This is a genomic window from Micromonospora sp. NPDC048986 (genome assembly GCF_040649335.1).
In the GTDB taxonomy this organism is placed as follows: domain Bacteria; phylum Actinomycetota; class Actinomycetes; order Mycobacteriales; family Micromonosporaceae; genus Micromonospora; species Micromonospora alfalfae.
The window spans coordinates 491,248-517,487 of sequence record NZ_JBEZFJ010000001.1; the positions used below are offsets into that span (position 1 = coordinate 491,248).

Consider the following 26,240-nt stretch of genomic DNA (forward strand, 5'->3'; position numbering starts at 1 on the left):
GGGAAAAGGCACGGCGCGTGATCGCCCAGCGAAAGCCGGCCAGGCAACACGCCGTCTCGAACAGGTGGTCGCGTCGGTAATTCGCTGGATACGTCGGGTTGGGGGGCGTAGGGTTGCAGCCCGCTTGACGGCCGAGGTGAGCTGCACCGGAACGGACGTCTTCGCGCCGGGCGGCCGGCCATCCGCCCCCCGGACACGCGAGCGCGCAGCAGATGTGAACGATGGGACGTCAGCATGCCCGCACTTGACCTCGACACCCAGCTCAGCACCGACACCGACCTCGACGCGGACCTGGCCGCCGAACGGGCACACCTCACCACCTCGCGGGCGGCGCTGGCTCGGATGCGGGAGCGGGCCGAGTCGCTCTTCGCCACCGGTGACCAGGTGGCCGGCGACGCGTACGCGGCCGAGACGCTCGGCCGCACCCTGGCCCGCCGGGTCGCCGAGCTGGCCGACGACCCGACCACCCCGCTCTTCTTCGGCCGCCTCGACTTCGGCGGCGCCCCAAACAACAGCACCACCGACAACAGCACCGTCGAGGGCAGGACCACAGACAACAGGACCAGGGGCGACGGGACCACTGCGAGCAGGCCCGCCAGCGACCCGACCGCGCCCGACACCAGCGGCGATCATCACGGTCGGCGGTATCACGTGGGGCGGCGGCATGTCACTGATGAGCGTGGCGAGCCGTTGGTGCTGGACTGGCGAGCACCAGTCTCCCGCTCGTTCTACCGGGCCAGCGTGCGGGATCCGCAGGGGGTGGCGGTTCGGCGGCGGTTCGGGTTCAGCAATGGTGTGCTGACCAGCTTCGAGGATGAGCGGTTGGATCGGGGCGAGGAACTCGGTACGACCAGTCGGATCCTCACCGCCGAGATCGAGCGTCCACGCGTCGGGCCGATGCGCGACATCGTCGCGACGATCCAGCCGGAGCAGGACGAGCTGGTCCGGGCTGACCTCGCCGACTCGATCTGTGTGCAGGGCGCGCCGGGTACGGGGAAGACCGCGGTGGGTCTGCACCGGGCGGCGTACCTGCTCTACCTGCATCGGGAGCGGTTGCGGCGGGCGGGTGTGCTGATCGTCGGGCCGAACCGGGCGTTCCTGTCGTACATCGCGGCGGTGCTGCCGGCGCTCGGTGAGGTCGAGGTCGAGCAGGCCACTGTGGAAGAGCTGATCACCCGGGTGTCGGTCCGGGCGGTTGAGGCGCCGGCGGTGGCCGCGCTCAAACACGACGTACGGATGGCGAGCGTGTTGCGGCACGCGGTGCAGGCGCAGATCGGCACCCCTACCGAGTCGATCACCGTGTCGGACGGTTCGTTCCGCTGGCGGATCGGGGTGGAGCCGTTGCACCGGATCGTCGAGGAGACCCGCCGGGAGGGGCTGCCGTACGGCACGGGTCGGGAACGTGTCCAGGCGCGGGTGGTGAGTCTGCTGCAACGGCAGGCCGAGGCGCGGCGTGCGGAGTCGCCCAGCGATGCCTGGCTGCGCCGGATGAGCCGCTGCCGGCCGGTGCTCGACTTCCTGGACGCGGTCTGGCCGGCGCTCACTCCGGAGGGGCTGGTGCACAGCCTGTTCTCCGATCCGGACCGGCTCGCCGCAGCGGCGGACGGGCTGCTCAGCGATGTCGAGCAGGCGCAGTTGGTCTGGGCGAAGCCGGCCCGTACGCCGAAGGCGACCCGTTGGACAGCTGCCGACGCGGTGCTGATCGACGAGGCGACCGGGCTGTTGGAACGGCTCTCCGGGTTCGGGCACGTGGTGGTGGACGAGGCGCAGGACCTCTCCCCGATGCAGTGTCGGGCCATCGCCCGGCGCAGTGAGCACGGCTCGGTCACGCTCCTCGGTGACCTGGCCCAGGGCACCGCGCCGTGGGCGGCGACGGACTGGAGGGAATCCCTCGCCCACCTGGGCAAGCCGGACGCGGTGGTGGTGCCGTTGACGATCGGTTTCCGGGTGCCCGCCGTAGTCGTCGCGTTCGCGAACCTGCTGCTCCCGGCGCTCGCGGTGGACGTACCGCCGGCCGAGTCGCTGCGCCATGACGGCGGCCTGGACGTGCGTACGGTGACCGACCTGACCTCGGCGACGGTGGCCGAGGTGCGCGCGGCGCTCGGCCACGACGGCTCGGTCGGTGTGATCGCCGCTGACGACACGGTCGACGGCCTGCGCGCGGCGTTGGCCGCGGCCGGTGTGCAGACCGCGACAGCCGACGACGTGGCGGCCGCGGAGCGGGTCACAGTGGTGCCGGCGACGCTGGTGAAGGGCCTTGAGTACGACCATGTGGTGGTGGTCGAGCCGGCCGCGATCGTCGCGGCCGAGCCGCGCGGGCTGCACCGGTTGTACGTGGTGCTCACCCGGGCGGTGTCCCGGCTGGCGGTGCTGCACGTTGCGCCGCTGCCCGCGCCGCTCGTCGGCGGGTCAGCCGGCTGACACTGCCGCCGCGACCTCCCGCAGCGGGCGGCTGGAGTCGGCCAGCGGCACGTGGAACGACAGCCACGACCCGTCGGCGAAGTCGATCCGCAGCCGCTTCCAGTTCAACCGGTACCTGCCGACCCTGGCGGCGACGGTGGCGCGCGGGACTGACCCGAGCAGTTCGATGTCGGCCTGCGCCCGTTCGTCTGCCGCCGAGTTGGAGAGCAGCCCGACGGGTGCTGTCGCGCCGAGCAGCAGCCGCTGGTCGGTGACCCCCAGTACGAGGTTTCGGAGGCCGGGGCCCTTCGCTGCCACGGTCAGGGCCTGGTGCAGGACCGATGCCTGGGAATCCGGTTCGCCTCGACCGCCGACACCGAAGAAGAGCCAGTCGACGGCGTTGTCGGCCCGGCCGAAGGTGATGTTCGGTGACAGCACGTTGAGCAGGACACCAAGGAAGCCCGGCCCACCGGTGGCGGTTGGGGTCGACGGCTGGGAGGGCGGCGCCGGGGTCAGCCCGCCGCCCGCTCGAACCTGGGCCACCGCGCGCACCCGCTCGTCGGCCGCCAGCAGTCGGGTGATCCCCTCGACGTACCGTGCCTGGCTCTCGTCGGCGGTCATCAGCGCCCCTCGTGGTCGCCGGGCTGGCGCGGACCGGCGCCCGGCGTGCCGATGACCTCACCGACCAACTCCCGGACCTGGGCCGCAGCGGCCTCCTGCGCCCGGTTGGCGGCTGCGGTGAACTCCTCGGCCAGGCTGTACGAATCCAGTCGCATCGCCCGTGCGTTCAGCTCCGTGGAGACGATCTTGCCGTCGGCGGCGGCGGTGACCCGCACCAGGCCGGAGTCGCTGACACCCTCGGCGCTGGTCTGCTCCAGCTCCGCCATCCGGTCGGCGAGTTGCCGCTGCCATCCGTCCAGGTTGCGGGCCAGCGCCTCGATGCGGTCCAGGGCGGGGAAGGTCATGGCTGCCTCTCAGTTCACGATGGAGTCGAAGACATTCTGCACACCCGCTGTGTACGGGCCCAGGTCCTCGCTGTACGTGCCGTCCACCAGGTAGTTGCGGTCCTTGTGCCCGTCGGAGATGTCGTGCAGGCCCACGCCGGTGTCCAGCAGAGCGCCGCCAAAGCCGGGGATGTTGACCGGCGAGACCTGATTGATGACGAACTTGCCGGGAAACAGGGTCTTGAGCTTCTCGACCTGGAAGGCGCGCCCCTCGGCCGTCCAGCCGCCTTTGCTGAGCAGCTTGTACTGCTTCTTGCGCTGCTTGAGCTCCATGACGGTGTCCGCGTACTTGCGAAGCTGCCCGGCGACCTTGCCCAGCCGGGCGGCGAGGCGGGTGAGCACCTCGGCGAACCGGGCGACGATCTTGACCATCCGACCCACTGTGGTGGCCAGCCGGGCCAGCACCCGGACCACGGTGGCGGCCAGCGAGACGCCGGCGCTCAGCGCCGCGGCCACCGCCGCGATGATCACCTCGGTGAGGAACCAGAGCAGGAACTCGAGGATCAGCTCGACCAGTAGGTTGAACGCGTCCACCGCCGCGTTCGCCGCCTCGACCAGCACCTCCTTGGTGCCGTCGAGCCCCTGGGCCAGCTCCTCGATCGCCGCCTCCACCGATTCCATGGAGGCATGGAAGCTGTCGGCGGCGTCGCCAGTCCAGGCGCCGCGCAACCGGGCCCGGTCGGCGATCTGGTCACCGGCGATCTCCCGCACCGCCGCGCCGGTGTCCAGGCAGAGCTGCGCGGCCCGCATCAGGTCGTCCGGTTCGCCAGCGACCAGCTCGAGCAGTTGCTCGAACGGCCAGAGCACCGCGTTGGAGAGCGGCTTGAAGGGTTCGGGCGTGCCCGAGACGATCTGCTCGAAGTAGGTCTTGTTGCGCTGCAACGCCTCGGTGCTCACGCCGGCACCGGACCGTTCGGGGTGGCGGTGCCACCGGACCAGGGGCCGGGCGCGATGACGTCGGGAGCGGGCGGGCGGCCGGGCACGAACAGGTCGGTGTTCGCCGCGTCGGTGCCGGTGTAGGCGGCGGCGGTGTCGGTGAGCCCTTCGGCGATGTCCGCCATCATCTCGGCACCGTCGGCGAGCCCCTGAAGGCACGCCTCGAACTGCTCGGCGTACGTCGCCGCGAGGTTGAAGGACGCCGGCATCACTCCGAAGGCGTGCCGGGGCACGTGGCCGTCGCCGAAGGCGCGGTGCAGCTCGCGAAAGCGGGCCGCCCGATCCTTGGACCCCGCGGCGAACGCCGTCAGGGCCTCCGGCTGGACCTCCAGCTCATTGCTCGGGCTTGACACGGACCCTCCCCTGTGGGCTGTGCGACGGATCAGTCGCCGCGACTCCCCACCATAGGCACTGCTCGCCGCGATCGGGGGTCCCGGCGGGTGATGACGGGGTCACCCAGCTCGACTTTGTATCGTAAAGTAGTTTGCGTGGACCTCGACGATGATTCACCACCCACCGACGCCGCGGCGGCGCTGCGGCTGATCCAGCACCAACGGTCGGCGACGGCACGCCGACTCGACCCCGACGCCCGCCTGCTCTACTGGCCATGGGGTGTCGCCTGGCTGGTCGGTTTCGGGCTGTTCTTCCTGCGGTTCTCCCCCGGTGATCGGGCGCTGGTCCCACTGCCGAGCTGGCTGCCGCTGACAGTCCTCTTCGTCCTGCTCGCCAGCGCCGGGGCGATCCAGGCGGTGGTCAGCGTACGGGCCTACGGCCAGGTGACCGGCGAGTCCGCCCAGCGTGGACGCTGGTACGGGTACGCCTGGGCCCTCGGCTCGGTGAGCGTCTACGCGGGGCTGGGCCGGATCTCCGAGCACCTGCCGCACGACCTGGCGGCGCTGCTCTGGTCGGCGACCGCCGTCGGGCTGACCGGCGCGCTGCACATGGCGGGCGGGGCGGTCTGGTTGGACCAGGACCTGTTCCGGCTGGGCGTCTGGATCAGCGTGATCAACGTGATCGGGGCGATCGCCGGGCCGGGCTGGCACCCGCTCGTCGTGGCGGTGGCCGGCGGCGGCGGAATGCTGGTGGCCGGCGCGCTCGCCCGGCGGCGACAGCGACAGCGACAGCAGCCGTGACCGAGCTGGATCCGGTCATCCACGCGCAGGCCCGGCTGCGGGTGGTGGCCAGCCTCTCCGCTCTCAACGTCGGCGACAAGATCGCGTTCCCCCGCCTACAGGAGCTGCTCGCGATGACCGCCGGCAACCTCTCGGTGCACCTGCGCAAGCTCGAGGACGCCGGCTATGTGGAGATCAGCAAGACCCATCGTGGACGCACCCCGGCGACCCTGGTCGGGCTCAGCCGCCGAGGTCGGCTGGCGTTCGAGGAGTACACCGAATCGATCCGCGCCCTGCTCGACCCCACCCAGTCGAAGGAGCAGCCATGACCCTCGCCCGCGCCGAACAGGCCAGCCGCCGGTACGGCGACGTCCTCGCCCTCGACCGTGTCGACCTGGAGGTCCGGGCCGGTGAACTGGTCGGTCTGCTCGGGCCGAACGGCGCCGGCAAGAGCACCCTGATGAAACTGCTCGTGGGTCTGCGCCGCCCCAGCTCGGGGCGGGTCGAGCTGTTCGGCGCAGACCCCCGCGACGCGGCGAGCCGGCGACACATCGGGGTCACGATGCAGGAGACCGGCCCACCCAGCACGCTGCGCGTCGGCGAGGTCGTCGACTTCGTCTCCGCGCACTACCCCGACCCGGTGCCCCGGGCGGAGCTGCTCGACCGCTTCGGCCTCGCCGACCTGGCCCGACGGCAGACCGGTGGGCTCTCCGGCGGGCAACGCCGCCGGTTGGCGGTGGCGTTGGCGTTCGTCGGCCGACCCCGCCTGGTGCTGCTCGACGAACCAACCACGGGCCTGGACGTGGCCGCCCGGCACACCCTGTGGGACGCGATCCGGGCGTTCCACGACGACGGCGGCACAGTGCTGTTGAGCAGCCACTACCTGGAGGAGGTGGAGGCGCTCGCCCACCGGGTGGTGGTCATCGGGCAGGGCCGGGTGCTCGCCGACGACACAGTGGACGCGGTGCGCGGCATCGTGGGCGTACGCCGGGTCAGCCTGGTCGCCGACGACCTGCCGGACCTGCCCGGAGTGGTTCGCACCGAACGGGTCGACGGTCGGTTGCACCTGCTCACCACCGACGCCGACGAGCTGGTCCGAGCGCTGGTCACGGCCCGGGCCCCGTTCACCGACCTGGAGGTACGGCCGACCTCGCTGGAGGAGGCGTTCCTCGCCATCACCAGCGCGGACGCGTCCAGCGCAGACGTGCCCGCCGGCACCGGCCGACCCACCACCGCCGCTGCCGGCGGCCGACCCACCACAGTCTGAGGAGGCGACAGTGCAGCTCGCCCTGGTCCACGCCCGCTACCAACTCCTGGAGATCATCCGGATCCCGGTGGCCGTCTTCGGCAGCGCCTTCTTTCCCGCCGCCTCCATGATCTTCTTCGTGGTGCCGTTCGCCGGTGACGATCCGGTCGGTGCCACCTACGCCACCGCGTCGATGGTCACCTTCTCGGTGATGAGCGCCAACATCTTCCAGTACGGCGTCGGTGTCGCCGAGGACCGCGACCAGCCCTGGAACCCGTACACCCGGACCCTGCCGACCGGGCCGGCGCCGCGGTTCGCCGGTCGGGTGCTGGCCGGCCTGGCGCTGACCTACCTCTCGCTGATCCCGGTCGTGGTGATCGGCGCGACGCTGACCGCGGCCCAGGTCACCCCGGCGGCGTTCCTGTTGGCTCTCTGCACCGTGGCAGTCATTTCGGTGCCGTTCACGCTGATGGGGCTCGCCATCGGCTACCTGCTGCCGAGCAAGGCGGCGATCGTGGTGGCGCAGCTGATCTTCCTGCCGCTGGCGTTCGGCGGCGGCCTGCTCTCCGCGCCGGGCGACGCGCCCGGGTTCATCGAGACGATCGCGCCGTACCTGCCCACCCGGGGCGCTGCCGAGCTGATGTGGGCGGCGGTGGCCGACTACGACGTGGCGCCGATGGCAATGATCATGCTCGGTGTCTGGGTGGTGCTGCTCGCCGCGCTCGCCGGTTGGGCGTACCGGCGGGACGAGGGTCGCCGGTTCAGCTGACGATTCGTCCGTTTCCGCCCCGAGCCGCGGCGGGACGGTGCCAGGATTCCGGCAGGGGGCCGCCGTGGCCGCCCGGGCCGAGAGGGGTCTTGACGTGAGCACCGTCCCGCCGGGTACGCCCTGCTGGGCCGACCTGGCCACCCCGGACCTGACCGACGCGCGGCGCTTCTACCCGGAACTGTTCGGATGGACCGGCCAGGTCACCCCGGAGCCCGAGGCGGGCGGCTACACGGTCTTCCTGCTCGACGGCAAGCCGGTGGCCGGCGCCGGCCCGCCAGCGATCCCGGACCAGGTCCCGATCTGGTCGACGTACCTCGCCACCGACGACGCCGAACTGGTCGCCGGCCGGGTCGAACGGGCCGGCGGGCAGGTCGTCGTACCCCCGTTCGAGGTCTTCGACAGGGGTTGGATGGCGGTCTTCGCCGACCCGGCCGGCGCCACGTTCAGCGTCTGGCAGCCGCTGGCCATGGCCGGCGCCGAGGTGTTCAACACACCGGGCGCGATGAGCTGGAACGAGCTGGTCACCCCCGACCCCGAGGGCGCGAAGGTCTTCTACGAGCTGGTGTTCGGCTGGCAGCCCGACGACCAGGCGGTGGGCGCGATGACGTACACCGGGTGGCGGCTCGGCACGCAGATCGTCGCCGGGATGATGCCGCCGCTGGCCGACGACTTCCCGGCCGACCTGCCCGCGTACTGGACGGTGTACTTCGCGGTGGCCGACGCGGACGCCGCCGCGGCCCGCGCCTCCGAGCTGGGCGGAACGATCCTGGTCCCGCCCCGCGACATCCCGGCGGGCCGCTTCGCCGCCCTGCGCGACCCCCAGGGCGCCCTCTTCTCCGTCATCGACCTGGGCCCCTGACCCAGCGCCTGTGTGCTCAGGGGCGGGTGGGGCGGACGGGGACCACCAAAGGGCCGTGGGCCCCGGGGACCACCCTGACGCTGGCCCGGTAGTGGGTGGCGAGCAGGTCCTCGGTCAACACCTCGGACGGAGTTCCGGCGGCCACCACCTGACCGGCGGCGAGCATCACCATCCGGTCGGCGTACTCACCGGCCAGGGAGAGGTCGTGCATGGTGGCCAGGACGGTGAGGCCGTGCTCCCGGCGTAGCTGGTCGACGACTTCGAGCACGTCCTGCTGGTGACCGATGTCGAGCGCGCTGGTCGGCTCGTCGAGCAGCAGCAGCGTCGCGCCCTGGGCGAGCGCGCGGGCGAGGAACACCCGCTGCCGTTCGCCGCCGGAGAGGGTGGCCAGTTCGCGACGGTGGAAGCCGGCGAGGTCCAACTGCCCCAGCACCTCGTGCACGGCGTCGACGTCGGCGGTCGACTCCCGGCCCAGGGTCGGGATGTACGGGGTGCGGCCGAGCAGCACGTAGTCCAGCACCGACATGCCGGGCGGCACCACCGGCGACTGTGCCACAGTGGCCACTATTCGGGCGCGGTCCCGACGGCGCAGCGCGGCACTCGGCGTACCGAAGAGGGTGATCGCCCTCGGCGCGGGCAGCAGGCCGCCGACGGCGCGCAACAGTGTGGATTTGCCGGCGCCGTTCGGGCCGATCACGGTGACCCATTCGCCGACGGCGACGGTGAGGTCGACGCCGGTCAGGATCGGCGTGCCACCGAGGGCTACGTGCAGCCCGCGCACCTCGACGGCCGCCGCGCCGACGGCGGGTTCGCGGCTCACGTGAGCACTCGCCGGGCGGTCCGCAGCACGAGGACGAAGAACGGGCCGCCCAGCAGGGCGGTCACCACTCCGATCGGCAGCTCGGACGGAGCGGCGACGGTGCGGGCCACCACATCGGTCAGCGCCAGGAACGCGCCGCCGAACAGCAGTGACATCGGCAGGATCACCCGGTAGCTGGACCCGGCGAGCAGCCGGACGGTGTGCGGCACGATGATGCCGACGAAACCGATCAGGCCGGTAGCGGAGACCGCCGCCGCGGTGCCCAGCGAGGCGGCGGCGATCAACAGGTACCGGGTGCGCTGCGGGTGCAGGCCCAGACTTCTCGCCTCGTCGTCGCCGACCGCGAGGACGTCCAGCTCGCGGCGGTGCAGCAGCACCACCACTGTGGTGAGCACGGCGTACGGCAGCACCAGCAGCACGTCGTGCCAACCGGCGGTGGCCAGCCGGCCGAGCAACCAGGAGTAGACCGGCTGGATGGTGTCGGCGTGTCGTTGCAGAAGGTACGTCTGCCCGGCGGAGAGGAACGCGGAGACCGCCACCCCGGCCAGGATCAGCATGGCCGGTGACCCGCGTCGCCCCCCGGCCGCGCCGAGCACGTAGGTCATCGTGACGGCGAGCAGCGAACCGGCGAACGCGGCCAGCGGAATGGTCATCGGCAACCCGGAGAGCGTGCCCTGCCGGCCGGCGCCGCCGAGGGCGATCGCCGCGGTGACCGCGAGGCCGGCGCCGGCGGCCACACCGAGCAGGTACGGGTCGGCCAGCGGGTTGCGGAACACACCCTGGTAGCAACCGCCGGCGAGGGCGAGCAGACCGCCGACGAGCAGACCCAGCACCACCCGGGGCAGGCGCAGCTCGGTGACGATCGCGATCTCCCGCTCGGTCAGCCCACTGTCGAGGTGCACCCCCGGAAACAGGTTGAGCAGCTCGGCGGCGACGCTGCCCGGGGGCAGGCTCACCGGGCCGAGCGACACCCCGACGACGAGCGCGACGAGCACCGCGACCAACCCCGCGACCAACCACCGCATGCGCAGCCCGGCGGGCCGGGACCCGGACGGCAGCCCGGCGGGCCGGGCCCCGGAACGTGGCTCGGCCCGCGGGGCTGTCGGCGGCGGCTCGGCCAATCGACCGGTTGGTGCCGGATCGGACACCTGTCGCGACCCGGTCACTGACTGGCGACGGTCATGCGGGCACCTTGGCGACCGCGTCGATGATGACCCGGAGCAGGTCCACGACCCGTGGGCCCCAGCGGGAGGCGATGTCGTCGTTGAGGGCGACGACCTGGTTGTTCTTCACCGCGGTGAGGCCGGCCCAGCCACTGCGTGCCTTGACCGTGTCGGCGCTCTGCTGGCAGCACTTGGCATCGGCCAGGAAGACGAAGTCCGGGTCGGCCTTGACGATGAACTCCTGGGACAGCTGCGGGTAGCCGAAGTTCTTGCCGTCCGCGTCGGCCGGGTCGGCGATGTTCGTCAGGCCGGCCTGGCTGTAGAGCGAGCCGATGAAGGTCTTGCTGGTGGCGCTGTACAGCTCAGGGCCCAGCTCGTGGAAGTAGGTGAGCTTCTCGGTGCGTTGCGGCAGGTCCTTGACCAGCTTGGCGATGTCGTCCTTCATCCGGGTGGCGACGTCGGTGGCCTGGTCGGCGTGCCCGGTCAGCGTGCCCAGCTCGGTGATCTGCCGGTACGAGTCGTCGAGCGTGGTCGCCGCCGGGGTCTGGTACACCGGGATCTTCAGCTTGCCGAGCTGCTCGACGATCTTGTTGCGGTCGTCGGAGAGCACCACGAGGTCAGGGTTCCTACCGGCGATCGCCTCGGCGTTCGGCTGGAAGGCGGAGAGGTCGGTCTTGGGCACGTCGGCCGGGTAGTTCGACTGGTCGTCGACGGCTGTCACCTGCGGACCGGCACCGATCGCGAAGAGCATCTCGGTGGCGGAGGGCGACAGCACGACGATCTTCTCGGGGCGCTTGTCGAGGGTGAGCGCGCCGACGGTGACCGGGTAGGCGGCGGCTGCGGTGCCGGCGCTCGGCTGGTCGTCGGCCTTGTCGGCGCAGGCGCCGAGGGCGAGCGCGGTGACCGCGAGTGTCGCCGCGAAGAGCCGAGGGGTACGTCTGTTCATGGGGGCCTCCTGTCGGTCGAGGAGTGTGGTGCTTCGCCGACAGGGACTTTCGTACGCCCGCCCACGAGGCGCCCTTCCTCGAGAGCGCGTTTCGCGACCGATCCGTAGGCGACCTGGCTCGTCCCCACCGGGCGGTGGGGCATCACAGTTGCGGGACAGCGCCGGGATGAGCACCGGCTTCGCTGCGGACTGGTCGCTAAGACGGTAGCGCACCGCCAGGAGATGCCGGATCGATCAAGGGCCGGTCGGTGGCCGTCGATACCTCGGACACCCGCACCACACCGGGCGGGGAGGCTTATGTCCGAGATCCAGAGGTTTCCGAGCGGGTGGTGGGGCCCCGCCGGGGCGGGACGGGGCCCCACCCGATCAGGAGGACGTGATGGTGACGTTGTCCACAGCCGCCTCCACGAGGCTGGCTCCGGACGCGTCCGCCGCCTCGACGAGCACGCGGACCGACTGGCCCGCGTACGGGGTGAGGTTGAGGTTGGCGACCGCCCAACTCCCGTTGCGGTTGCTGGCCGCGCCGGCCTGGGTGAGCAGCGCTGTGGTGCCGCCGTTGTGCACCACGCTCACCCGCAGGTAGTCCGCCGACGAGGCGTTCGAGCCGTGCGCCAGGTACCAGGCGAGCGAGAGGGTCAGCGTGCCGGAGGAGGGCAGGGTCACCGCCGGTGACCGGGCGCTGGTCACGCCGCCGTCCAGGTCGTAGTCACCGGCCGCCGAGCCGGCCAGCCGGCCGGTGACCAGGTCGTTGGACCCGGCGTACGGGGTGAGCTGCTTGGCCCCGGAGGACGTGGTCGCCTGGGCGGCGCCCCGCTCGAACGCACCAGCCGTGGCGGTGTCGGTGCCGGCCGGGTTGATGGTCCAGCCGGTGGCGGTCTCGAAGGTGTCCGACCAGACGGTGGTGCCGCCACCCCCGCCGCAGTACTGCGACTGCTTGCCGATGGCCCGGTACGGGCAGTCGGCGTACTCGCTGAGGATCAGCACCGCCTCGCGGTTACGCGAGGTCTGCGCCGGGATCACCTCGTCGGGCGGGTAAAAGCCGCCGCCACCGGACGAGCCCGGGTACATCTCGAACGTGTACGCCCAGATGTTGTGGGTGGCCCACATCCAGTCGAGGCTGTCTCCGTCGGTGATGTAGAGATCGCTGGACTGTTCCGGCGTGTAGCCGTTGGTGGCCGCCATCTGCTGACCGATGGTGGCGAAGGTGTTGTACTGGTCCGCGTTCATCCCGGTCGCGGTGTTCGCCGTGGTGTAGCCGTAGGGCCAGAGCACCAGCTGCGAGTACGTGTGGAAGTCGATGTTCGCCTTGATCTGCTGCACACCGCCGACCACCCGGCCGTTGACGAAGTTGCGCAGCGCCTGCGTCTCGGGCGCGGAGAACGCCGACGGCCCCCGGTAGGTCTCCGACGAGGTGCTGCCGGACGAGCCGCCGCAGCATCCCCAGTTGTAGGACCAGTTGCGGTTCAGGTCGGTGCCGACGTTGGACGAGCCACTGTTGGGTTGCCGGTTCTTGCGCCAGGACCGGTACGACCCGGTGGCGATGTCGTACTCGCTGCCGTCCGGGTTGACGGTCGGCACGATCCAGAGCTCCCGGCCGTTGACGATGTTGGTGATCCGGGAGTCGCTGCCGTAGCTGTCGGTGAAGAGGTTGAGCAGGTAGATCGCCATCTCGACGGTCAGGTGCTCGCGGGCGTGCTGCTGGGAGTTGAACAGGATCTCCGGCTCGTTCTCGTCGGTGCCGACGTTGTCGGAGATCTTCACCGCCATCAGGTCGCGGCCCTCGTACGACGAACCGATGCTGATCTTGCGCGCGATCGCCGGATGGTCCGCGACGACCTGGTTCACGACGGCTGTCAGTTCCGCGTAGTCGTGGTAGTTCGAGTCGGCCGGCGGGAAGGCCAGCGCGCCGAAGTCGCCGGCGCCGCGCTCGGCGTTGGGCGGCGGGGCGAGCGGTTCCAGCCGGAAGCCGAGCTTGCCGATCGCGGCGGCCTCGGCGGCGGTGGCCGAGATGTGCAGCACGCCGTGTTCGGAGTAGTCGATGGCGGCTCCGGTGCGGGCCACCGCGTTGCGGTCGGCGAGGGTCCGGGGCCCGAGCACCCGGTAGCCGGCGGCGACCTGCTCAGCGGTGCGGTCCGGTGCCGGTCGGGCGGTGACCGGGCCGGCGGTGACCGGGCCGGCGGCGACGGTGACGATGCCCAGCCCGGTGACGACGGCGAGCACCAGGACACGGCGGAGGGGGGTGGGCGTGCGGAGGGCCATTGACTACCTCCTCGATGGGCGGGAGATCCCGCTCGGTGAAGGACACTTCACCACCTGTCACATGGTCATATCAATATTGATCGCTGCGTTGGCCATCCCAGGCGGATCATCATGGCGGCAATGATTTTCCACCTATCAACATCTGGCGAAACTTCCCTCCAAGCGGAAAACTGACCAGCGACGATGCCCCCTCGACACCGCGGAGCACCAATGGCCAGATCCCGCCTGCGCGCGGCCGCCCTCGCCGGCGTCACCACGCTCGCCCTGCTCACCAGCGCCGCGCCCGCGCTGGCGGCCCACCCGCCCGCCCCCGCCCACGACGAGCAGATCACCTACCAGGACTGGTCCGGGCCCGCCGACTGGCACCGGGGCAGCCGGGCCGGCACCCGCGTCGTGCCCGGCGCCCGAGCGGGCATCACACTGGCCCGCCCGGCCGGCACCACCGAGTACGCGGACCCGCACACCGGCGCCACCCGCACCTGGGAGTACGGCACCTGGACCTCGCCGGTGACCCGGATCGGGTTCGACGCCACCGAGCTGATCGCCTCCTGGAACGCGGAGACCCCCGCCGGCACCTGGATCCAGGTGGAGATGCAGGGCAGCTACACCAGCGGCGACCAGACCCCGTGGTACGTCCTGGGTCGCTGGGCGTCCGGGGACACCGACATCAAGCGGACCAGCGTCAACCGGCAGGGCGACCCCTGGTCGACGATCTGGACCGACACCTTCAGCATCGACGACGCCACCGCCGGGGTGCTGCTGCGGTCGTACCAGCTCAAGCTGACCCTCTACCGCGCACCCGGGCAGAGCGCCGCCCCGGTGGTCCGGATGCTGGGCGCGATGAGCTCAACGGTGCCGGACCGGTTCACAGTGACCCCGAGCGCCGGGCACATCGCCTGGGGCCGGGAGCTGCCGGTGCCGCGCTACTCGCAGAACGTGCACTCCGGGCACTACCCCGAGTACGACGGCGGCGGCGAGGCGTGGTGCTCACCCACCTCGACGGAGATGGTGGTCGAGTACTGGGGACGCAAACCGTCGGCGGCCGACACCTCCTGGGTGGACCCGACCTACCCCGACCCGACCGTCAACCACGCCGCCCGGATGACCTACGACTACACGTACGACGGCGCGGGCAACTGGCCCTTCAACACCGCGTACGCGGCCAGCTTCCCCGGACTGGAGGGTCGGGTGACCCGGCTGCACTCACTGGACGAGGTGGAGCGCTTCATCGCCGCCGGCATTCCCGTCGTGACCAGCCAGTCCTTCCTCGCCAGTGAGCTGGACGGGGCGAACTACGGCACCTCCGGGCACCTCTTCGTGGTGGTCGGCTTCACCGCCGGCGGCGACGTGATCGTCAACGACCCGGCCTCATCCAGCAACGACGTGGTGCGCAACGTCTACAAGCGTGAGCAGTTCGAGCAGATCTGGCTGCGCACCAAGCGCACCAACGCCAGCGGTGGTGTTTCCGGCGGCTCCGGCGGCATCGCGTACCTGATCAAGCCCACCGCCAAGCCCTGGCCCAAGGTCCCCGGCTCCACCAATTGGTAGCCCCACCCCCAGCCCCGGCCCCGGCCCCGGCCCCAGCCCCACCCCGGCCCAGCGCGGTTGATCATGAAGTTATTGCCCGACTACTCGGCGTGTCGTGGCAATAACTTCATGATCAACGCGGGGAGTCTGGGGCCTGGGTGGGAGGGTCAGGGGTGGGGGTGGGGGTTTGGTCTTCGCCGGCCAGGGCGGAGCGGAGGCGTTCCTTCTCGCTGCGGCGACGCTCGGCTGCCTCGGCGATCTCCCCGGCCATCTCGTCCCGCCAACCACGCAGCAGGAAGAAGGAGAGCGCAGCGGAGAACACCAGCGCCAGCATCAGCTTCAGGAACACGTTCATGTCGATCAGCCAGAGGCCGGCCAGCACGGCGACGAACAGCCCGATCCGGCCCAGCGTGTACTTGAGCGCGGCGCTCACCTGCACCACTCCGTTCTCTCCGTCGCCCGCCACTGCCGGCGGAAGGGTCGAGCCGCCCGGCGGGCGGTCGTGGTCAGCCGGTCCGGCGGGCCAGCCAGCGGACACCCGGGAACCAGAGGGCCGCGTACGCCACTGTGAACGCCCCCGCCGCGAACGCGCCGGAGAGCAACGGCGGCAACCCCGCGCCCAGACCGGCGATCAGCAGCCCGGCGAACACCCCGACGGCAGCGGCGACCACCGCCGCCACCACCCGGGCCGCGCCGAACTCCCAGGCCCGGAAGTCGTCCCAGAACAGCCAGGCGGGCAGGATCACCGCCAGCCAACCATTTGTGTGCCCGAAGTCGCCGGCGCCGATCGAGGCGAACGCCCAGTCGAACAACACCAACGCGAGCACGCCGATGACCAGGCCGGCCAGGCACACCCCGAGCAGATCGCCCAGGGTACGGATGCGGCCCTCGGCGTCCCGGCGGGGAAACCCGCTGCTCTGCTGCTCAGGTCCTCGTTGCTCGGTCATCGACTGCGAGGGTACGTGGTGACTCAGGCCCAGACCTGCTGCGGCTCGGCACGCCGCTCGGCCAGCGACGGGGCCTTGTCGTACTCCCGGACCACGTTGTAGCGGGTGTCCCGCTCGACGGGCTGGAAGCCGGCGTCCCAGATCAGGTGCAGCAGGTCGTCCCGGTGCATCGTGTTCGGGGTGCCGTACGAGTCGGCGTCGTGGGTGATCTTGTATTCGACGACGGAGCCGTCCAAGTCGTCCACGCCGAAGTTCAGCGAGAGCTGGGCCACCGACAGCCCGTGCATCACCCAGAAGTTCTTCAGGTGCGGCACGTTGTCGAAGAGCAGCCGGGAGACGGCGAACGTCTTCAGCGACTCGGCCGGCGAGGCCATCGTGGTGCGCGCCTGGATCCGGTTGCGGATCTTGCCGTCCGCCGAGTCGACGAAGTCGTGCTGGTAGCGCAGCGGAATGAAGACAGCGAAGCCGCCGGTCTCGTCCTGCAACTCGCGCAGCCGCAGCACGTGGTCGACGCGGTGCCGGGGCTCCTCGATGTGGCCGTACAGCATCGTCGCCGGGGTCTTCATGCCCTTGCTGTGCGCCAGGGCGTGGATGCGCGACCAGTCTTCCCAGTGGCAGGCGTGGTCGACGATGTGCTGCCGGACCTCCCAGTCGAAGATCTCCGCGCCGCCGCCGGTCAGCGACTCCAGACCGGCGTCCATCAGCTCGTCGAGGATCTCGTCGGCGCTCAGGCCGCTGATCTTCTCGAACCACTGCACCTCGGTCGCCGTGAAGCACTTGAGCTTCACGTTCGGCAGCGCCGCCTTCAGCTCGCGCAGCACCTTCGGGTAGTAACGCCAGGGCAGCGTGGGGTGCAGGCCGTTGACGATGTGCAACTCGGTGAGCTGCTCGTCCTCCATCTCCTTGGCCTTGCGGACCGCCTCGTCGATGCGCATCGTGTACGCGTCCTTCTCGCCCGGCTTGCGCTGGAACGAGCAGTACGCACAGGACGCCGAACAGACGTTGGTCAGGTTGAGGTGCCGGTTGACGTTGAACATCACCCGTTCGCCGTTCAGCTCGGTGCGCTTGTGGTGCGCCAGCCGCCCCAGCCAGGTCAGGTCGTCGCTCTCGTAGAGGGCGACCCCGTCCTCCCGGGTCAGCCGCTCACCGGCGTACACCTTCGCTTCGAGCTCACGCTTGAGTCCGGCGTCCATGGCACGTCCCTTCCACCTGCGGTCCGGATCGAGCGTACGTCGCGGTGCCGACGGGCCCGGCGGCACGGTCGCCGGCAGCGACCCACTTCACCAGACTCTCAGCCTCCCGTAACCCGGCAACGCATCGACATGAGTGGCGCGGTGCGGTAGTAACAAGGTGGGGCGGAACACACACACTGGTACCGTCCCGGCGGTCGCGCCCACCGAGCGCGGCGACGAGCGGTTGGACGGGGAGCGGCATGATCTACAGCGGGCGCGGGCGACGGCAGCGACGACGGAGCCCGGTGATCTCGCCGGTCCTGCGTCCGAAGCTCTGGGCCGCCCTGCTCGGCGCGATCGCCGCGGCCGTGCTGGCCACCCCCGCGTACGCGGAGCCCGGCGTGCCGACCACCGTCCCGGACACCGGTTCGCGTCCGGCGGTCACCGGCTCGCTTCAGTTGCCCGGCAGCGCGCCGGTCGTTGGCGTGCCCGTTCCACCGGTGGTCAACATCGGCAACGGCCCACTGGCCACCGCGATCTCCGCCGGTGAGGTCCAGGTCGGCGCGCTCGGCGAGGCGTTACTGGTGAGTCGGCAGAAACGCGTCGACGCCCAGGCGCAGCTCGACGCGGCCGGCAAGGCGCTGGCGACCGCGCAGGACGCCCTGCTCCGGGCCCAGCAGACGGCCGACACCGCCGCCGCCGAGGCTGTCAAGGCCGCCGCCGCGCTGCCGCCGGGCGAGCTCGCCCAGGACATCCGTGGGCTCAGCCGCCTCCAGGCGATCACCCGTGGCGAGAAGGTCGACGGCGGCACCACAGGGGTGGCCGGGGAGCTGTCCCGGGCCCGCGCCGGCGAGCAGGCCGCGTACCAGAAGCACGCCGACGCCAAGAATCTGCTCGTCGCCGCCGAGACGGAGTTCACCACCGGTGAGGCGGCGCTCCGCACCGCCGAGGCGAGCCTGCTCAAGCTGCGCCGGGACAACGCCGCCGCGCTGATCGAGATCGAACGTCAGCAGGAAGCCGCCGAGCAGCAGATCGGCGCCGGCTACGTCTCCAACCAGAGCATCAGCGGCATGGCCGCGCACCCCCGGGCATTGGCAGCGGTGCGGTACGCGCTCGCCCAGCTCGGCGACCCGTACAAGTGGTCCGAGGAGGGGCCGAACCAGTTCGACTGCTCCGGCCTGATGTGGGCGGCGTACCGGTCCCCCGGCGCCGACTACTTCGACCTGCCCCGGGTCTCCCGCGACCAGTACGCCGCCACCCGGGGCCGCACTGTTCCGCAGAGCGCGCTGCTCCCCGGCGACCTGCTCTTCTTCGCCTCGGGCAGCAGCTGGACGACGATCCACCACGTCGGCATGTACATCGGCAACGGCAAGATGGTGCAGGCACCCACCACTGGCGACGTCGTCAAGATCTCGGTCGTCCGCTGGTCCCGGCTGTACGCCGCCACCCGGGTGATCGGCGCGGTGCCGGCGCCGGTCGTGACCAACCCGACCCCGCCCGTCTCGACGCCGAAGCCGACGCCCACCCCGTCGCCCACGAAGACCACCAAGCCGACGCCCACGCCGTCGCCCACGAAGACCACCAAGCCCACGCCCACGCCCACGCCGACGCTGACGACCACTCCGACGCCCACCCCCTCCGTCAGCAAGACGCCGAAGCCGTCGAACACCCCGAGCAACACTCCGTCGACAGCGCCCTCGGCACCGACCAACGCGCCGACCAGCGCGTCTCCGACGACCACGCCGAAGGCCAGCACGAGCGCGACGGGCAGTAGCAGCGCGACGGGTAGCCCCAGCGCCACGGGCTGATCCGCCACGACCGCTCCGGCTGTCCGCTCGGGACGATCTGTGGCACCGTGACAACCAGGCACATCCGACTCGACGTCACGGGTCCGGGTGCGAGCATGGCGCGGAGGGCGGAAATGGCCGAGCAGAGAGATCCGGCGGAGACTGTCGACCCCGTGGTCGACCAGGCCGGCCCATCAGGGCCGGACAACGCCGACCCGGTGGCCGCCAGCGACACCAGCCCGGCTGCCACCAGCTCGACAGGCAGCGACACCAGCTCGACGGACGCCGGCACGACAGGCAGCGACACCAGCTCGCCTGCCACCAGCTCGGCCGACTCCGGCTCCACTGGCGGCGACGCCGCCCCCGCTGTCAGCGACCCGGTCGGCAGCGACCCGGTCGGCAGCGACCCGGTCGGCAGCGGCCCAGGCGGCAGCGACCCGGTCGGTGGCGGCACTGCAACGGACGCCGCGGACGGCGCCGCCGAGGCCGATGACGACGCGTCCGCCGGCGACGACGAGCGCCAGAGCGCGGCTGCGGCACCGGTCCGCGCACGTGCCAGCGTCGTGACCGCCGGTGCTCTCCGCAGTGACCTGCCGGCCAGCGCTCCGGTCACAGCTACCACCTACCGTGCGACAGGCTCGGCCAGCCCCGCCGACATGTCGTTGCCGGGCCAGCGAAGCGACTCCTCCGCCCCGGCCCGGGCCAGCGCCACGGTTCCGAGCAGCAGCCGGGGCACTGCCAGCGCCCTGGGCACCCCGGACCGTCGCGAGAGCACGCCAGCCGTCTATCGAGCCGCGCCGGTGGGTGCCGAGCCGGCCCAGCCTCCGACGCCGTCGACTCCGGAGCCGGAGCCGGACCCCACGCCACCCGGCCCCGGGCCGACCCAGCCGTCGCCACCGGAACCGGAGCCCGCGCCGGCCCCTGGTCCGTACCCGCCCGGCCCGGTGCCGACGCCGGGTCCTCGACCCACGCCGCCGCCCGGTCCGGTTCCGCCAGTCCCGGGCCCGCCCACCCCACCGCCCTCGCCGGTGCCGCCCATCCCCGGCCCGCCGACGCCGCCCGTCCCGAGCCCACCGCTGCCGCCACCCGGTCCGCCGGTGCCGGCACCACCGGCCCCGCCCGCCCCGATGCCGGCACCGCCGTTCCCGCCGCCGCCCGCGATGTCCGACACGCCCGGCGTACGGGCCAGCGCTTCGGTCTCCGCACCACCGGCCGGGTGGTCGTCCACCGGTGGGGCGACCCGCCCGACGTCCGGTGCCGGATGGGCCGGGGCACCCGCCTCCGCGCCGCCGGTAGTGCCCGCACCAGCGCTGCCGAGCTGGCCACCATCCACCGCCGGGGCCCCCTCGTCGACCGGGAACACCGGAAACTCCCGGGTGACCTCGCCGCCGAGCGGCCCACCGGCTCGTTCGGCCGGACGGGAGGCTGCCGGCGCCCGTGGTGGGCGGCACGACAGTCGCACCGACCTGGCCGGCACCGTCTACGGCAACGGCGAGGGCGCCGGCTTCACCACTGTGGCGATACCCGCCAACGCGGTGGAGACCTCCGGCTCGCTGACCGGGCACATCCTGGCCCAGGGCTGGTCCGACACGCCGGCCGAGCGGTCCAGTAACGCCCGGGTGATGATCGTCCTGGCCGCCGCCCTGGGGCTGCTGGTGGCGATCAGCGTCATGGTCGTTCTGCTGGCCGGTGACGCCCTGGACGGTCTGGTGGGCAGCGTGCTCAACGGGTGAGCCAGCGATGGTGAGTCCGCCCACTACGGTCGGTCAACCGGCTGGCGGCTTCGCCAGACCGCCGTACACTGGCTGAGATCACTGACCCGGCGCGCGTGGTGTGCGCCCCTGGGCGATCTTGCGGGCGATCCGGCGGTACAGCCGCGGCAGGCCATCGCGAAGATGCGCCCCGCTCGAAAGGTTTTTGTTGACCACCTCTGCTGACCCCAGCACCGTTACGTCCGTTTTCAACTCAGTCCCGGCGGCCGACGCCGCCCGGGAGCAGCTCGACGTCGCCCCGAGCGAGGCTGGCACCCCGCCGGTAGCGACAGCGCAGGCCGAGCCGACCGAGACCGCCGAGCCGATGAGCTTCGCCGCGCTCGGCCTGCCCGAGCCGCTGGTCCGCGCGCTGGCGCAGCAGGGCATCACCAGCCCGTTCGAGATCCAGCGGGCCACCGTTCCGGACGCGCTCGCCGGCCGCGACGTGCTGGGCCGCGGGCAGACCGGTTCGGGCAAGACACTCGCCTTCGGGCTGCCGATGATCGCCCGGCTGGCCAACCGCAACCGGGCCCGGCCGATGCGTCCGCGCGCCCTGGTCCTGGTGCCCACCCGCGAGCTGGCCATGCAGGTCAACGACGCCCTGGTGCCGCTGGGCAAGTCCGTCGGCATCTTCCTCAAGACCGCCGTCGGCGGCGTTCCGTACGACCGTCAGATCGACGCGCTGCGCCGCGGCGTGGAGATCATCGTGGCCACCCCGGGCCGGCTTGGTGACCTCATCGAGCGGGGCATCTGCCAGCTCGACGACGTCGAGGTCACGGTGCTCGACGAGGCCGACCAGATGGCCGACATGGGCTTCCTGCCCGAGGTGACCGATCTGCTGGCGAAGACGCCCGCTAACGGTCAGCGGCTGCTCTTCTCGGCCACCCTGGACGGTGACGTCGACGCGTTGGTCAAGCGGTTCATGACCGACCCGGTGACCCACTCCACGGCGCCGTCCACCGCCTCGGTGTCCACCATGGACCACCACATGCTGCTGATCCCGCCGCACGAGAAGTTCCCGGTGGCGGCCTCGATCGCCGCCCGGGACGGCCGGACGATGGTCTTCGCCCGTACCCAGCTCGGGGTGGACCGGCTGGTCGAGCAGCTCGCGGCCGTCGGCGTACGCGCCGGTGGGCTGCACGGCGGCAAGACCCAGCGGATGCGCACCAAGACGCTCGCCGAGTTCCGTGAGGGCCGGATGAACGTGCTGGTCGCCACGGACGTGGCGGCGCGAGGCATCCACGTCGACGGGGTCACCCTGGTGCTGCACGTCGACCCGCCGAAGGACCCCAAGGACTACCTGCACCGCGCGGGGCGTACCGCCCGGGCCGGCGAGTCGGGCGCGGTTGCCACGCTGGTGCTGCCCAAGCAGCGTCGCACCACCCTGGCGATGATGGAGAAGGCCGGCGTCGCGCCGGCCGAGACCCGGGTCCGGGTCGGCGACGCGGCGTTGGCCGAGCTGGTCGGCGCCCGCGAGCCCAGTGGCGTCCCGGTCCGCGTCGACGCGGAACCCCGGGGCTACGGCGACCGCTCCGGCGGCCCGCGCCGGTTCGACGACCGCTCCGGCGGCCCGCGCCGGTTCGGTGACCGCACGGGAGGCGAGCGCCGCTACAGCGACCGTCCGCAGGGCGACCGGCGCTTCGGTGACCGGCCCACGGGCGAGCGCCGCTACAGCGACCGTCCGCAGGGCGACCGGAGCTACAGCGACCGCCCGCAGGGCGACCGGAGCTACGGCGACCGTCCGCAGGGCGAGCGCCGCTACGGCGATCGGCCCACCGGCGAGCGCCGCTTCGGTGACCGGCCGCAGGGCGACCGGAGCTACAGCGACCGCCCGCAGGGCGAGCGTCGCTTCGGCGACCGGCAGCACAGCGACCGCCCGCAGGGCGACCGGAGCTACGGCGACCGCCCGCAGGGCGAGCGGCGTTACGCCGATCGGGACACCCGGGGGTACGGCGACCGGCCGCAGGGCGAGCGTCGGTTCGGCGACCGGCAGCAGTTCGGTGACCGGGACGGTCGGGGCGACCGACCGACCGGCGAGCGTCGCTTCGGCGACCGGCCGCAGGGTGAGCGGCGCTTCGGCGACCGGGACGCTCGGGGTGGGTTCCGCCCGGAGAGCCGGGTCCGGGACGACCGGCCCCGCGACGACCGGCCCCGCGAGGACCGTCCACGTGACGATCGGCGCGGCTTTGGCGGGCGACCCGCAGCGCGTACCCACTGATTGATCCACTGAACGCCGTCGCGAAGCCCAGGCTTCGCGGCGGCGTTCGCGCATGCCCTGCCGATACCGAGAAGGTCGCGTAACGTCCGGCTCATGCCGACCATGCCGAAGTCAATCTTCTGGTCCCGGACGGACACCGCCGGCAGCGAGCAGGTTCTGCTCGACGACGGCCGAGGATTGGCGGCCCGGGGCACTCTGCTCGCCGTGGACCCGATCCCGTGGACCGCCCGCTACCAGCTCACCACCACGCCGGACTGGGCCACCACCCGGGTCGAGGTCGAGGCCGAGGGTCTCGGCTGGCTGCGCCGGGTGACCCTGGAGCGGGCCGCGGGTCGTTGGCGGGTGACCACAGCCGAACAGGGCGACCTGGACGCGGCGCTGGTCGCGGCCGGTCACCGCCGGGCCGGCCTGCCGGGTACGGACGACCCGGACCGGCTGGCCGACGCGCTCGACGTCGACCTGAGCGGTTCGCCACTGTTCAACACCCTGCCGGTCCACCGCCTTCGGATGGCGGCCGAGCCGGCCGACGTGGCACACCGGATCACCGTGGCCTGGGTGCTGCTGCCCGGTCTTGAGGTGGTGCCGGCCGAGCAGATCTACACCGGGCTCGGGCCGGGTCGGGTGCGCTTCGCCAGCGGCACCTTCACGGCCGACATCGATCTTGACGACAGCGGCTACGTGGTGCGCTACCCCGGGCTGGCCGAACGGATCGACCCACGCTGATCAGCGTCCCGGGCGGGCCGGGCCGGCCGATCGGCCTTGAGCGGGCCAGGCCCGCTGACGGCCCACGCGGGCCACGCCCCGCTGACGGCCCGGGCGGGCCACGCCCCGCTGACCGCGTCAGACGGGCCAGGCCCCGCTGGCAAGGAAGCGGTCGATGGTGGCCAGGTGCGGGGTCAGGTCGAGGCCCTGGGCGGCCACCCAGTCGTCGGCGTAGTACGTGTCCGCGTACCTGTCGCCCGGGTCGCAGATCAGGGTGACGACCGAGCCGGTCTGACGCTCGGCGAGCATCGCGGCGATCAGGCCGAACGCGCCCCACAGGTTGGTGCCGGTGGACCCACCCACCCGGCGGCCGAGCAGCGCCGATCCGGCGCGCATGGCGGCCACCGACGCGGCGTCCGGCACCTGGACCATCCGGTCCACCACCGAGGGCAGGAACGACGCCTCCACGGTGGGCCGGCCGATCCCCTCGATGCGGGAGCCCTTCCCGGTGCGTACCGACCAGTCGGCGGCCTGCCAGGCCGGGTAGAACGCCGAGTTCTCCGGGTCGACGACGCAGAGCTTGGTGGCGAGCCGGCGGTACCGGGCGTAGCGGCCGATTGTCGCGCTGGTGCCCCCGGTGCCGGCGCCCACAACGACCCAGGCGGGGATCGGGTGCCGCTCCAGTTCCAACTGCGCGTAGATCGACTCAGCGATGTTGTTGTTGCCCCGCCAGTCGGTCGCCCGCTCGGCGTAGGTGAACTGGTCCATGAAGTGCCCGCCGGAGTCCTCGGCGAGCCACCGGGCCTCGACCACCACGCTCGCCGGATCGTCCACCAGGTGGCACCGGCCGCCCTGGAACTCGATCTGCGTGATCTTCTCGGGCGAGGTGGAGGCGGGCATGACGGCGATGAACGGCAGACCCAGCATCCGGGCGAAGTACGCCTCGGAGACGGCAGTGGAACCCGACGACGCCTCGACGATCGTGGTGCGCGGCCCGATCCAGCCGTTGCAGAGCCCGTAGAGGAACAGCGAACGGGCCAGCCGGTGCTTCAGCGAGCCGGTGGGGTGTGACGACTCGTCCTTGAGGTAGAGGTCGATCCCCCATTCCCGGGGCAGCGGGAACGGCAGCAGGTGGGTGTCGGCGGACCGGTTCGCGTCTGCCTCGACGGCGGCGATCGCCTCGGTCACCCAGGTTCGGCTGGATTCGTCGCACCGGTCGAGATGAGTCACGCTCGGAAACCTAGCAAGCGGGCCAGCGGTGGTCAGCGCCGGTCCGGCGGCGTTGACCTGCGGCGTTGGCGGCGCTGCCCGGCGCGGCCGGCGGCCCGGACGAGGGGGGTGAGTGCGACGGCCAACCTTGGCAGTGCGTCCAACAGGCGCACCTGCGCTCCCCGCCAGCGGGGCAGGCTGACCACCGGACGTGGCCGATGGGCGAGCCGGACCGCGCGGGCCGCCACCTGCTGCGCGGTCAGCATCGATCCGGTGAACGAGGCTAGCGCCCCCGGGTCGTCCAGCCGGTCGTGCAGCATGGGGGTCCAGATGCCGTCCGGGCAGAGGCAGGAGACGTGCACCCGCCGGTACCCGGCCATTCGCAGGTCGGCCAGGGTGCCGAGGCTGAACGCCAGCAGGGCGTGCTTGCTGGCCGCGTACACCGTCTCGCCGGGCGCGGCGACCAGCCCGGCCAACGAGACGACGTTGAGCACGTGGCCGTGGCCCTGCCCGCGCATCACGCTCAGCGCGGCGAGGGTGCCGTTCATGGCGCCGTGGGTGTTCACGTCGAGCAGCCGACGGCGGGTCGCGGCGTCGTGCTCCCACGACGCCCCGGTGACCAGGATGCCGGCGTTGTTGACCCAGAGGGCGAGATCGCCCCGGCCTGCCGCGCTCGCGGCGATCGCGGCGCAGGCCTCCTCGTCCCGGACGTCCAGGGCGGCCGACCAGCCGCCGAGCGGCGCTGCGGCGCTCTGCACCGCCGCCGGGTCAAGGTCGGTGAGCAGCACCGACCAACCGTCGGTGTGCAGCGCGGTGGCGATGGCGTGGCCCAGGCCGCCGGCAGCGCCGGTCACCACGGCCACTGGGCGCGCCGGCGGGGTCATCGGCGCACGCTACCGCCGGCCGTCCGGGCGACACCAGGGGTACGCGGCGGTCAGGCCGCGGGCGAGCCGACCGGCTGGGGGCGGTTCTCCCACTTGGTGGAGAGTGCGATGGCGGTACGGGTGGAGGCCACCCCCGGCGTCCGGTTCAACCGCACGATCAACTGCTCCAGCTCGGCGATGGTGCCGACCCGCGCCTTGAGCAGGAACGACTCCACGCCGGCCATGAAGTAGCAGGACTCGATCTCGGGCAGCACCCGCAGCGACTCGAGCATGTCGTCGGTGTCGGCGCCGGAGTCCTCGACGATGCCGATCAGCGCTGTGACTCCCAACCCGATCGACTCCGGGGCCACGTCCGCGCGGTAGCCCCGGACCACGCCGCTGCTCTCCAGCTTGCCGACCCGCTCGTGCACGGCCGGGGCCGAGAGGCCCACCTGTCGGGCCAACTCGGCGTACGAGAGTCGGGCGTTGCCGCGCAGCAGGTCGACGAGGCTCAGGTCGATGGCATCCACAGAGAGTGACCTTAACCGCT

Annotated in this window: 25 protein-coding genes; 11 read left to right on the plus strand and 14 right to left on the minus strand. The window is 72.0% G+C overall.

Annotation, left to right across the window (positions count from 1 at the left end; translation table 11 throughout):
* The first annotated feature begins 234 nt into the window (after window positions 1-234).
* Window positions 235-2,421 (plus strand): AAA family ATPase, encoded by a 2,187-nt coding sequence (locus tag AB0B94_RS02245; protein WP_357267474.1) that lies wholly within the window; start codon window positions 235-237, stop codon window positions 2,419-2,421.
* Here AB0B94_RS02245 and AB0B94_RS02250 read toward each other — a convergent pair.
* The 4 genes from AB0B94_RS02250 to AB0B94_RS02265 are packed head-to-tail and all read right to left on the minus strand — an operon-like array spanning window position 2,410 to window position 4,693.
* Entirely contained in the window at window positions 2,410-3,021 is a 612-nt protein-coding gene (locus AB0B94_RS02250) for a hypothetical protein (protein WP_357267477.1), read from the minus strand. The two genes, AB0B94_RS02245 and AB0B94_RS02250, sit on opposite strands and share 12 nt — an antisense overlap.
* Window positions 3,021-3,365 (minus strand): YbaB/EbfC family nucleoid-associated protein, encoded by a 345-nt coding sequence (locus tag AB0B94_RS02255; protein ID WP_357267480.1) that lies wholly within the window; start codon window positions 3,363-3,365, stop codon window positions 3,021-3,023. The genes AB0B94_RS02250 and AB0B94_RS02255 overlap by 1 nt, the downstream gene beginning before the upstream one ends.
* A 9-nt stretch (window positions 3,366-3,374) precedes the next feature.
* Window positions 3,375-4,301 (minus strand): WXG100 family type VII secretion target, encoded by a 927-nt coding sequence (locus AB0B94_RS02260; RefSeq protein WP_238668723.1) that lies wholly within the window; start codon window positions 4,299-4,301, stop codon window positions 3,375-3,377.
* Complete coding sequence (locus AB0B94_RS02265) at window positions 4,298-4,693, minus strand: type VII secretion target (RefSeq protein ID WP_357267484.1); 396 nt, start codon at window positions 4,691-4,693, stop codon at window positions 4,298-4,300. Before AB0B94_RS02265 ends, AB0B94_RS02260 begins: the two co-directional genes overlap by 4 nt.
* 135 nt (window positions 4,694-4,828) lie before the next feature.
* Here AB0B94_RS02265 and AB0B94_RS02270 point away from each other — a divergent pair, with 135 nt between their 5' ends.
* From AB0B94_RS02270 to AB0B94_RS02290, 5 genes are all read left to right on the plus strand, one after another.
* Entirely contained in the window at window positions 4,829-5,473 is a 645-nt protein-coding gene (locus AB0B94_RS02270) for a transporter (protein ID WP_357267487.1), read from the plus strand.
* Complete coding sequence (locus AB0B94_RS02275; RefSeq protein WP_357267490.1) at window positions 5,470-5,781, plus strand: transcriptional regulator; 312 nt, start codon at window positions 5,470-5,472, stop codon at window positions 5,779-5,781. The genes AB0B94_RS02270 and AB0B94_RS02275 overlap by 4 nt, the downstream gene beginning before the upstream one ends.
* Window positions 5,778-6,719: an ABC transporter ATP-binding protein gene (locus AB0B94_RS02280; RefSeq protein ID WP_357267493.1), complete on the plus strand. Its 942-nt coding sequence runs from the start codon at window positions 5,778-5,780 to the stop codon at window positions 6,717-6,719. Before AB0B94_RS02275 ends, AB0B94_RS02280 begins: the two co-directional genes overlap by 4 nt.
* 10 nt (window positions 6,720-6,729) lie before the next feature.
* Window positions 6,730-7,467 (plus strand): ABC transporter permease, encoded by a 738-nt coding sequence (locus AB0B94_RS02285; protein WP_357267496.1) that lies wholly within the window; start codon window positions 6,730-6,732, stop codon window positions 7,465-7,467.
* A 94-nt stretch (window positions 7,468-7,561) separates the two neighbouring features.
* The gene (locus AB0B94_RS02290) at window positions 7,562-8,326 is read left to right on the plus strand and encodes a VOC family protein (protein ID WP_357267499.1); all 765 of its coding nucleotides are present in this window, start codon (window positions 7,562-7,564) and stop codon (window positions 8,324-8,326) included.
* Window positions 8,327-8,342: 16 nt separating this feature from the next.
* Here the strand turns inward: AB0B94_RS02290 and AB0B94_RS02295 are convergent, their stop codons facing one another.
* The 4 genes from AB0B94_RS02295 to AB0B94_RS02310 all read right to left on the minus strand — a co-directional run bounded on the left by AB0B94_RS02295 (window position 8,343) and on the right by AB0B94_RS02310 (window position 13,514).
* A complete protein-coding gene (locus AB0B94_RS02295; protein ID WP_357267502.1) occupies window positions 8,343-9,146 on the minus strand; it encodes an ABC transporter ATP-binding protein in 804 nt (267 codons plus the stop codon).
* Entirely contained in the window at window positions 9,143-10,171 is a 1,029-nt protein-coding gene (locus tag AB0B94_RS02300; RefSeq protein WP_357267504.1) for an iron ABC transporter permease, read from the minus strand. The genes AB0B94_RS02295 and AB0B94_RS02300 overlap by 4 nt, the downstream gene beginning before the upstream one ends.
* A 154-nt stretch (window positions 10,172-10,325) precedes the next feature.
* Entirely contained in the window at window positions 10,326-11,255 is a 930-nt protein-coding gene (locus tag AB0B94_RS02305; RefSeq protein ID WP_357267507.1) for an ABC transporter substrate-binding protein, read from the minus strand.
* 366 nt (window positions 11,256-11,621) lie between these two features.
* The gene (locus tag AB0B94_RS02310; RefSeq protein WP_357267510.1) at window positions 11,622-13,514 is read right to left on the minus strand and encodes a M14 family metallopeptidase; all 1,893 of its coding nucleotides are present in this window, start codon (window positions 13,512-13,514) and stop codon (window positions 11,622-11,624) included.
* A gap of 210 nt (window positions 13,515-13,724) precedes the next feature.
* On the opposite strand from AB0B94_RS02310, the gene AB0B94_RS02315 reads away from it, so the two are divergent.
* Window positions 13,725-15,062 carry a C39 family peptidase gene (locus AB0B94_RS02315; RefSeq protein WP_357267513.1) on the plus strand — a complete coding sequence of 446 codons (1,338 nt, stop codon included), beginning with the start codon at window positions 13,725-13,727 and terminating at the stop codon, window positions 15,060-15,062.
* A 112-nt stretch (window positions 15,063-15,174) separates the two neighbouring features.
* Here the strand turns inward: AB0B94_RS02315 and AB0B94_RS02320 are convergent, their stop codons facing one another.
* The 3 genes from AB0B94_RS02320 to mqnE form a co-directional block, all read right to left on the minus strand.
* Window positions 15,175-15,474: a DUF4229 domain-containing protein gene (locus AB0B94_RS02320; RefSeq protein ID WP_357267516.1), complete on the minus strand. Its 300-nt coding sequence runs from the start codon at window positions 15,472-15,474 to the stop codon at window positions 15,175-15,177.
* 73 nt (window positions 15,475-15,547) lie between these two features.
* On the minus strand, window positions 15,548-15,988 hold the full coding sequence (locus AB0B94_RS02325) for a hypothetical protein (RefSeq protein ID WP_357267519.1): 441 nt from the start codon (window positions 15,986-15,988) through the stop codon (window positions 15,548-15,550).
* 23 nt (window positions 15,989-16,011) lie between these two features.
* Entirely contained in the window at window positions 16,012-17,181 is a 1,170-nt protein-coding gene (gene mqnE / locus AB0B94_RS02330; RefSeq protein WP_091395685.1) for an aminofutalosine synthase MqnE, read from the minus strand.
* A gap of 239 nt (window positions 17,182-17,420) precedes the next feature.
* Here mqnE and AB0B94_RS02335 point away from each other — a divergent pair, with 239 nt between their 5' ends.
* The 4 genes from AB0B94_RS02335 (at window position 17,421) to AB0B94_RS02350 (ending at window position 23,639) form a co-directional block, all read left to right on the plus strand.
* Window positions 17,421-18,968: a C40 family peptidase gene (locus AB0B94_RS02335; RefSeq protein ID WP_357267522.1), complete on the plus strand. Its 1,548-nt coding sequence runs from the start codon at window positions 17,421-17,423 to the stop codon at window positions 18,966-18,968.
* A gap of 113 nt (window positions 18,969-19,081) precedes the next feature.
* The gene (locus AB0B94_RS02340) at window positions 19,082-20,680 is read left to right on the plus strand and encodes a hypothetical protein (RefSeq protein ID WP_357267524.1); all 1,599 of its coding nucleotides are present in this window, start codon (window positions 19,082-19,084) and stop codon (window positions 20,678-20,680) included.
* 343 nt (window positions 20,681-21,023) lie between these two features.
* Complete coding sequence (locus AB0B94_RS02345; RefSeq protein WP_357268390.1) at window positions 21,024-22,916, plus strand: DEAD/DEAH box helicase; 1,893 nt, start codon at window positions 21,024-21,026, stop codon at window positions 22,914-22,916.
* A gap of 93 nt (window positions 22,917-23,009) precedes the next feature.
* Complete coding sequence (locus AB0B94_RS02350) at window positions 23,010-23,639, plus strand: putative glycolipid-binding domain-containing protein (protein WP_350854371.1); 630 nt, start codon at window positions 23,010-23,012, stop codon at window positions 23,637-23,639.
* Between the two features lie 117 nt (window positions 23,640-23,756).
* Here AB0B94_RS02350 and AB0B94_RS02355 read toward each other — a convergent pair whose 3' ends face one another.
* From AB0B94_RS02355 to AB0B94_RS02365, 3 genes are read right to left on the minus strand one after another with little or no spacing between them, the layout of a single operon-like run.
* Window positions 23,757-24,848, minus strand: coding sequence for a PLP-dependent cysteine synthase family protein (locus AB0B94_RS02355; RefSeq protein ID WP_357267526.1), 1,092 nt, complete (start codon window positions 24,846-24,848; stop codon window positions 23,757-23,759).
* 32 nt (window positions 24,849-24,880) lie between these two features.
* On the minus strand, window positions 24,881-25,711 hold the full coding sequence (locus AB0B94_RS02360; RefSeq protein WP_357267528.1) for an SDR family NAD(P)-dependent oxidoreductase: 831 nt from the start codon (window positions 25,709-25,711) through the stop codon (window positions 24,881-24,883).
* Between the two features lie 50 nt (window positions 25,712-25,761).
* Entirely contained in the window at window positions 25,762-26,220 is a 459-nt protein-coding gene (locus tag AB0B94_RS02365; protein ID WP_238668705.1) for an Lrp/AsnC family transcriptional regulator, read from the minus strand.
* Window positions 26,221-26,240 lie beyond the last annotated feature (20 nt).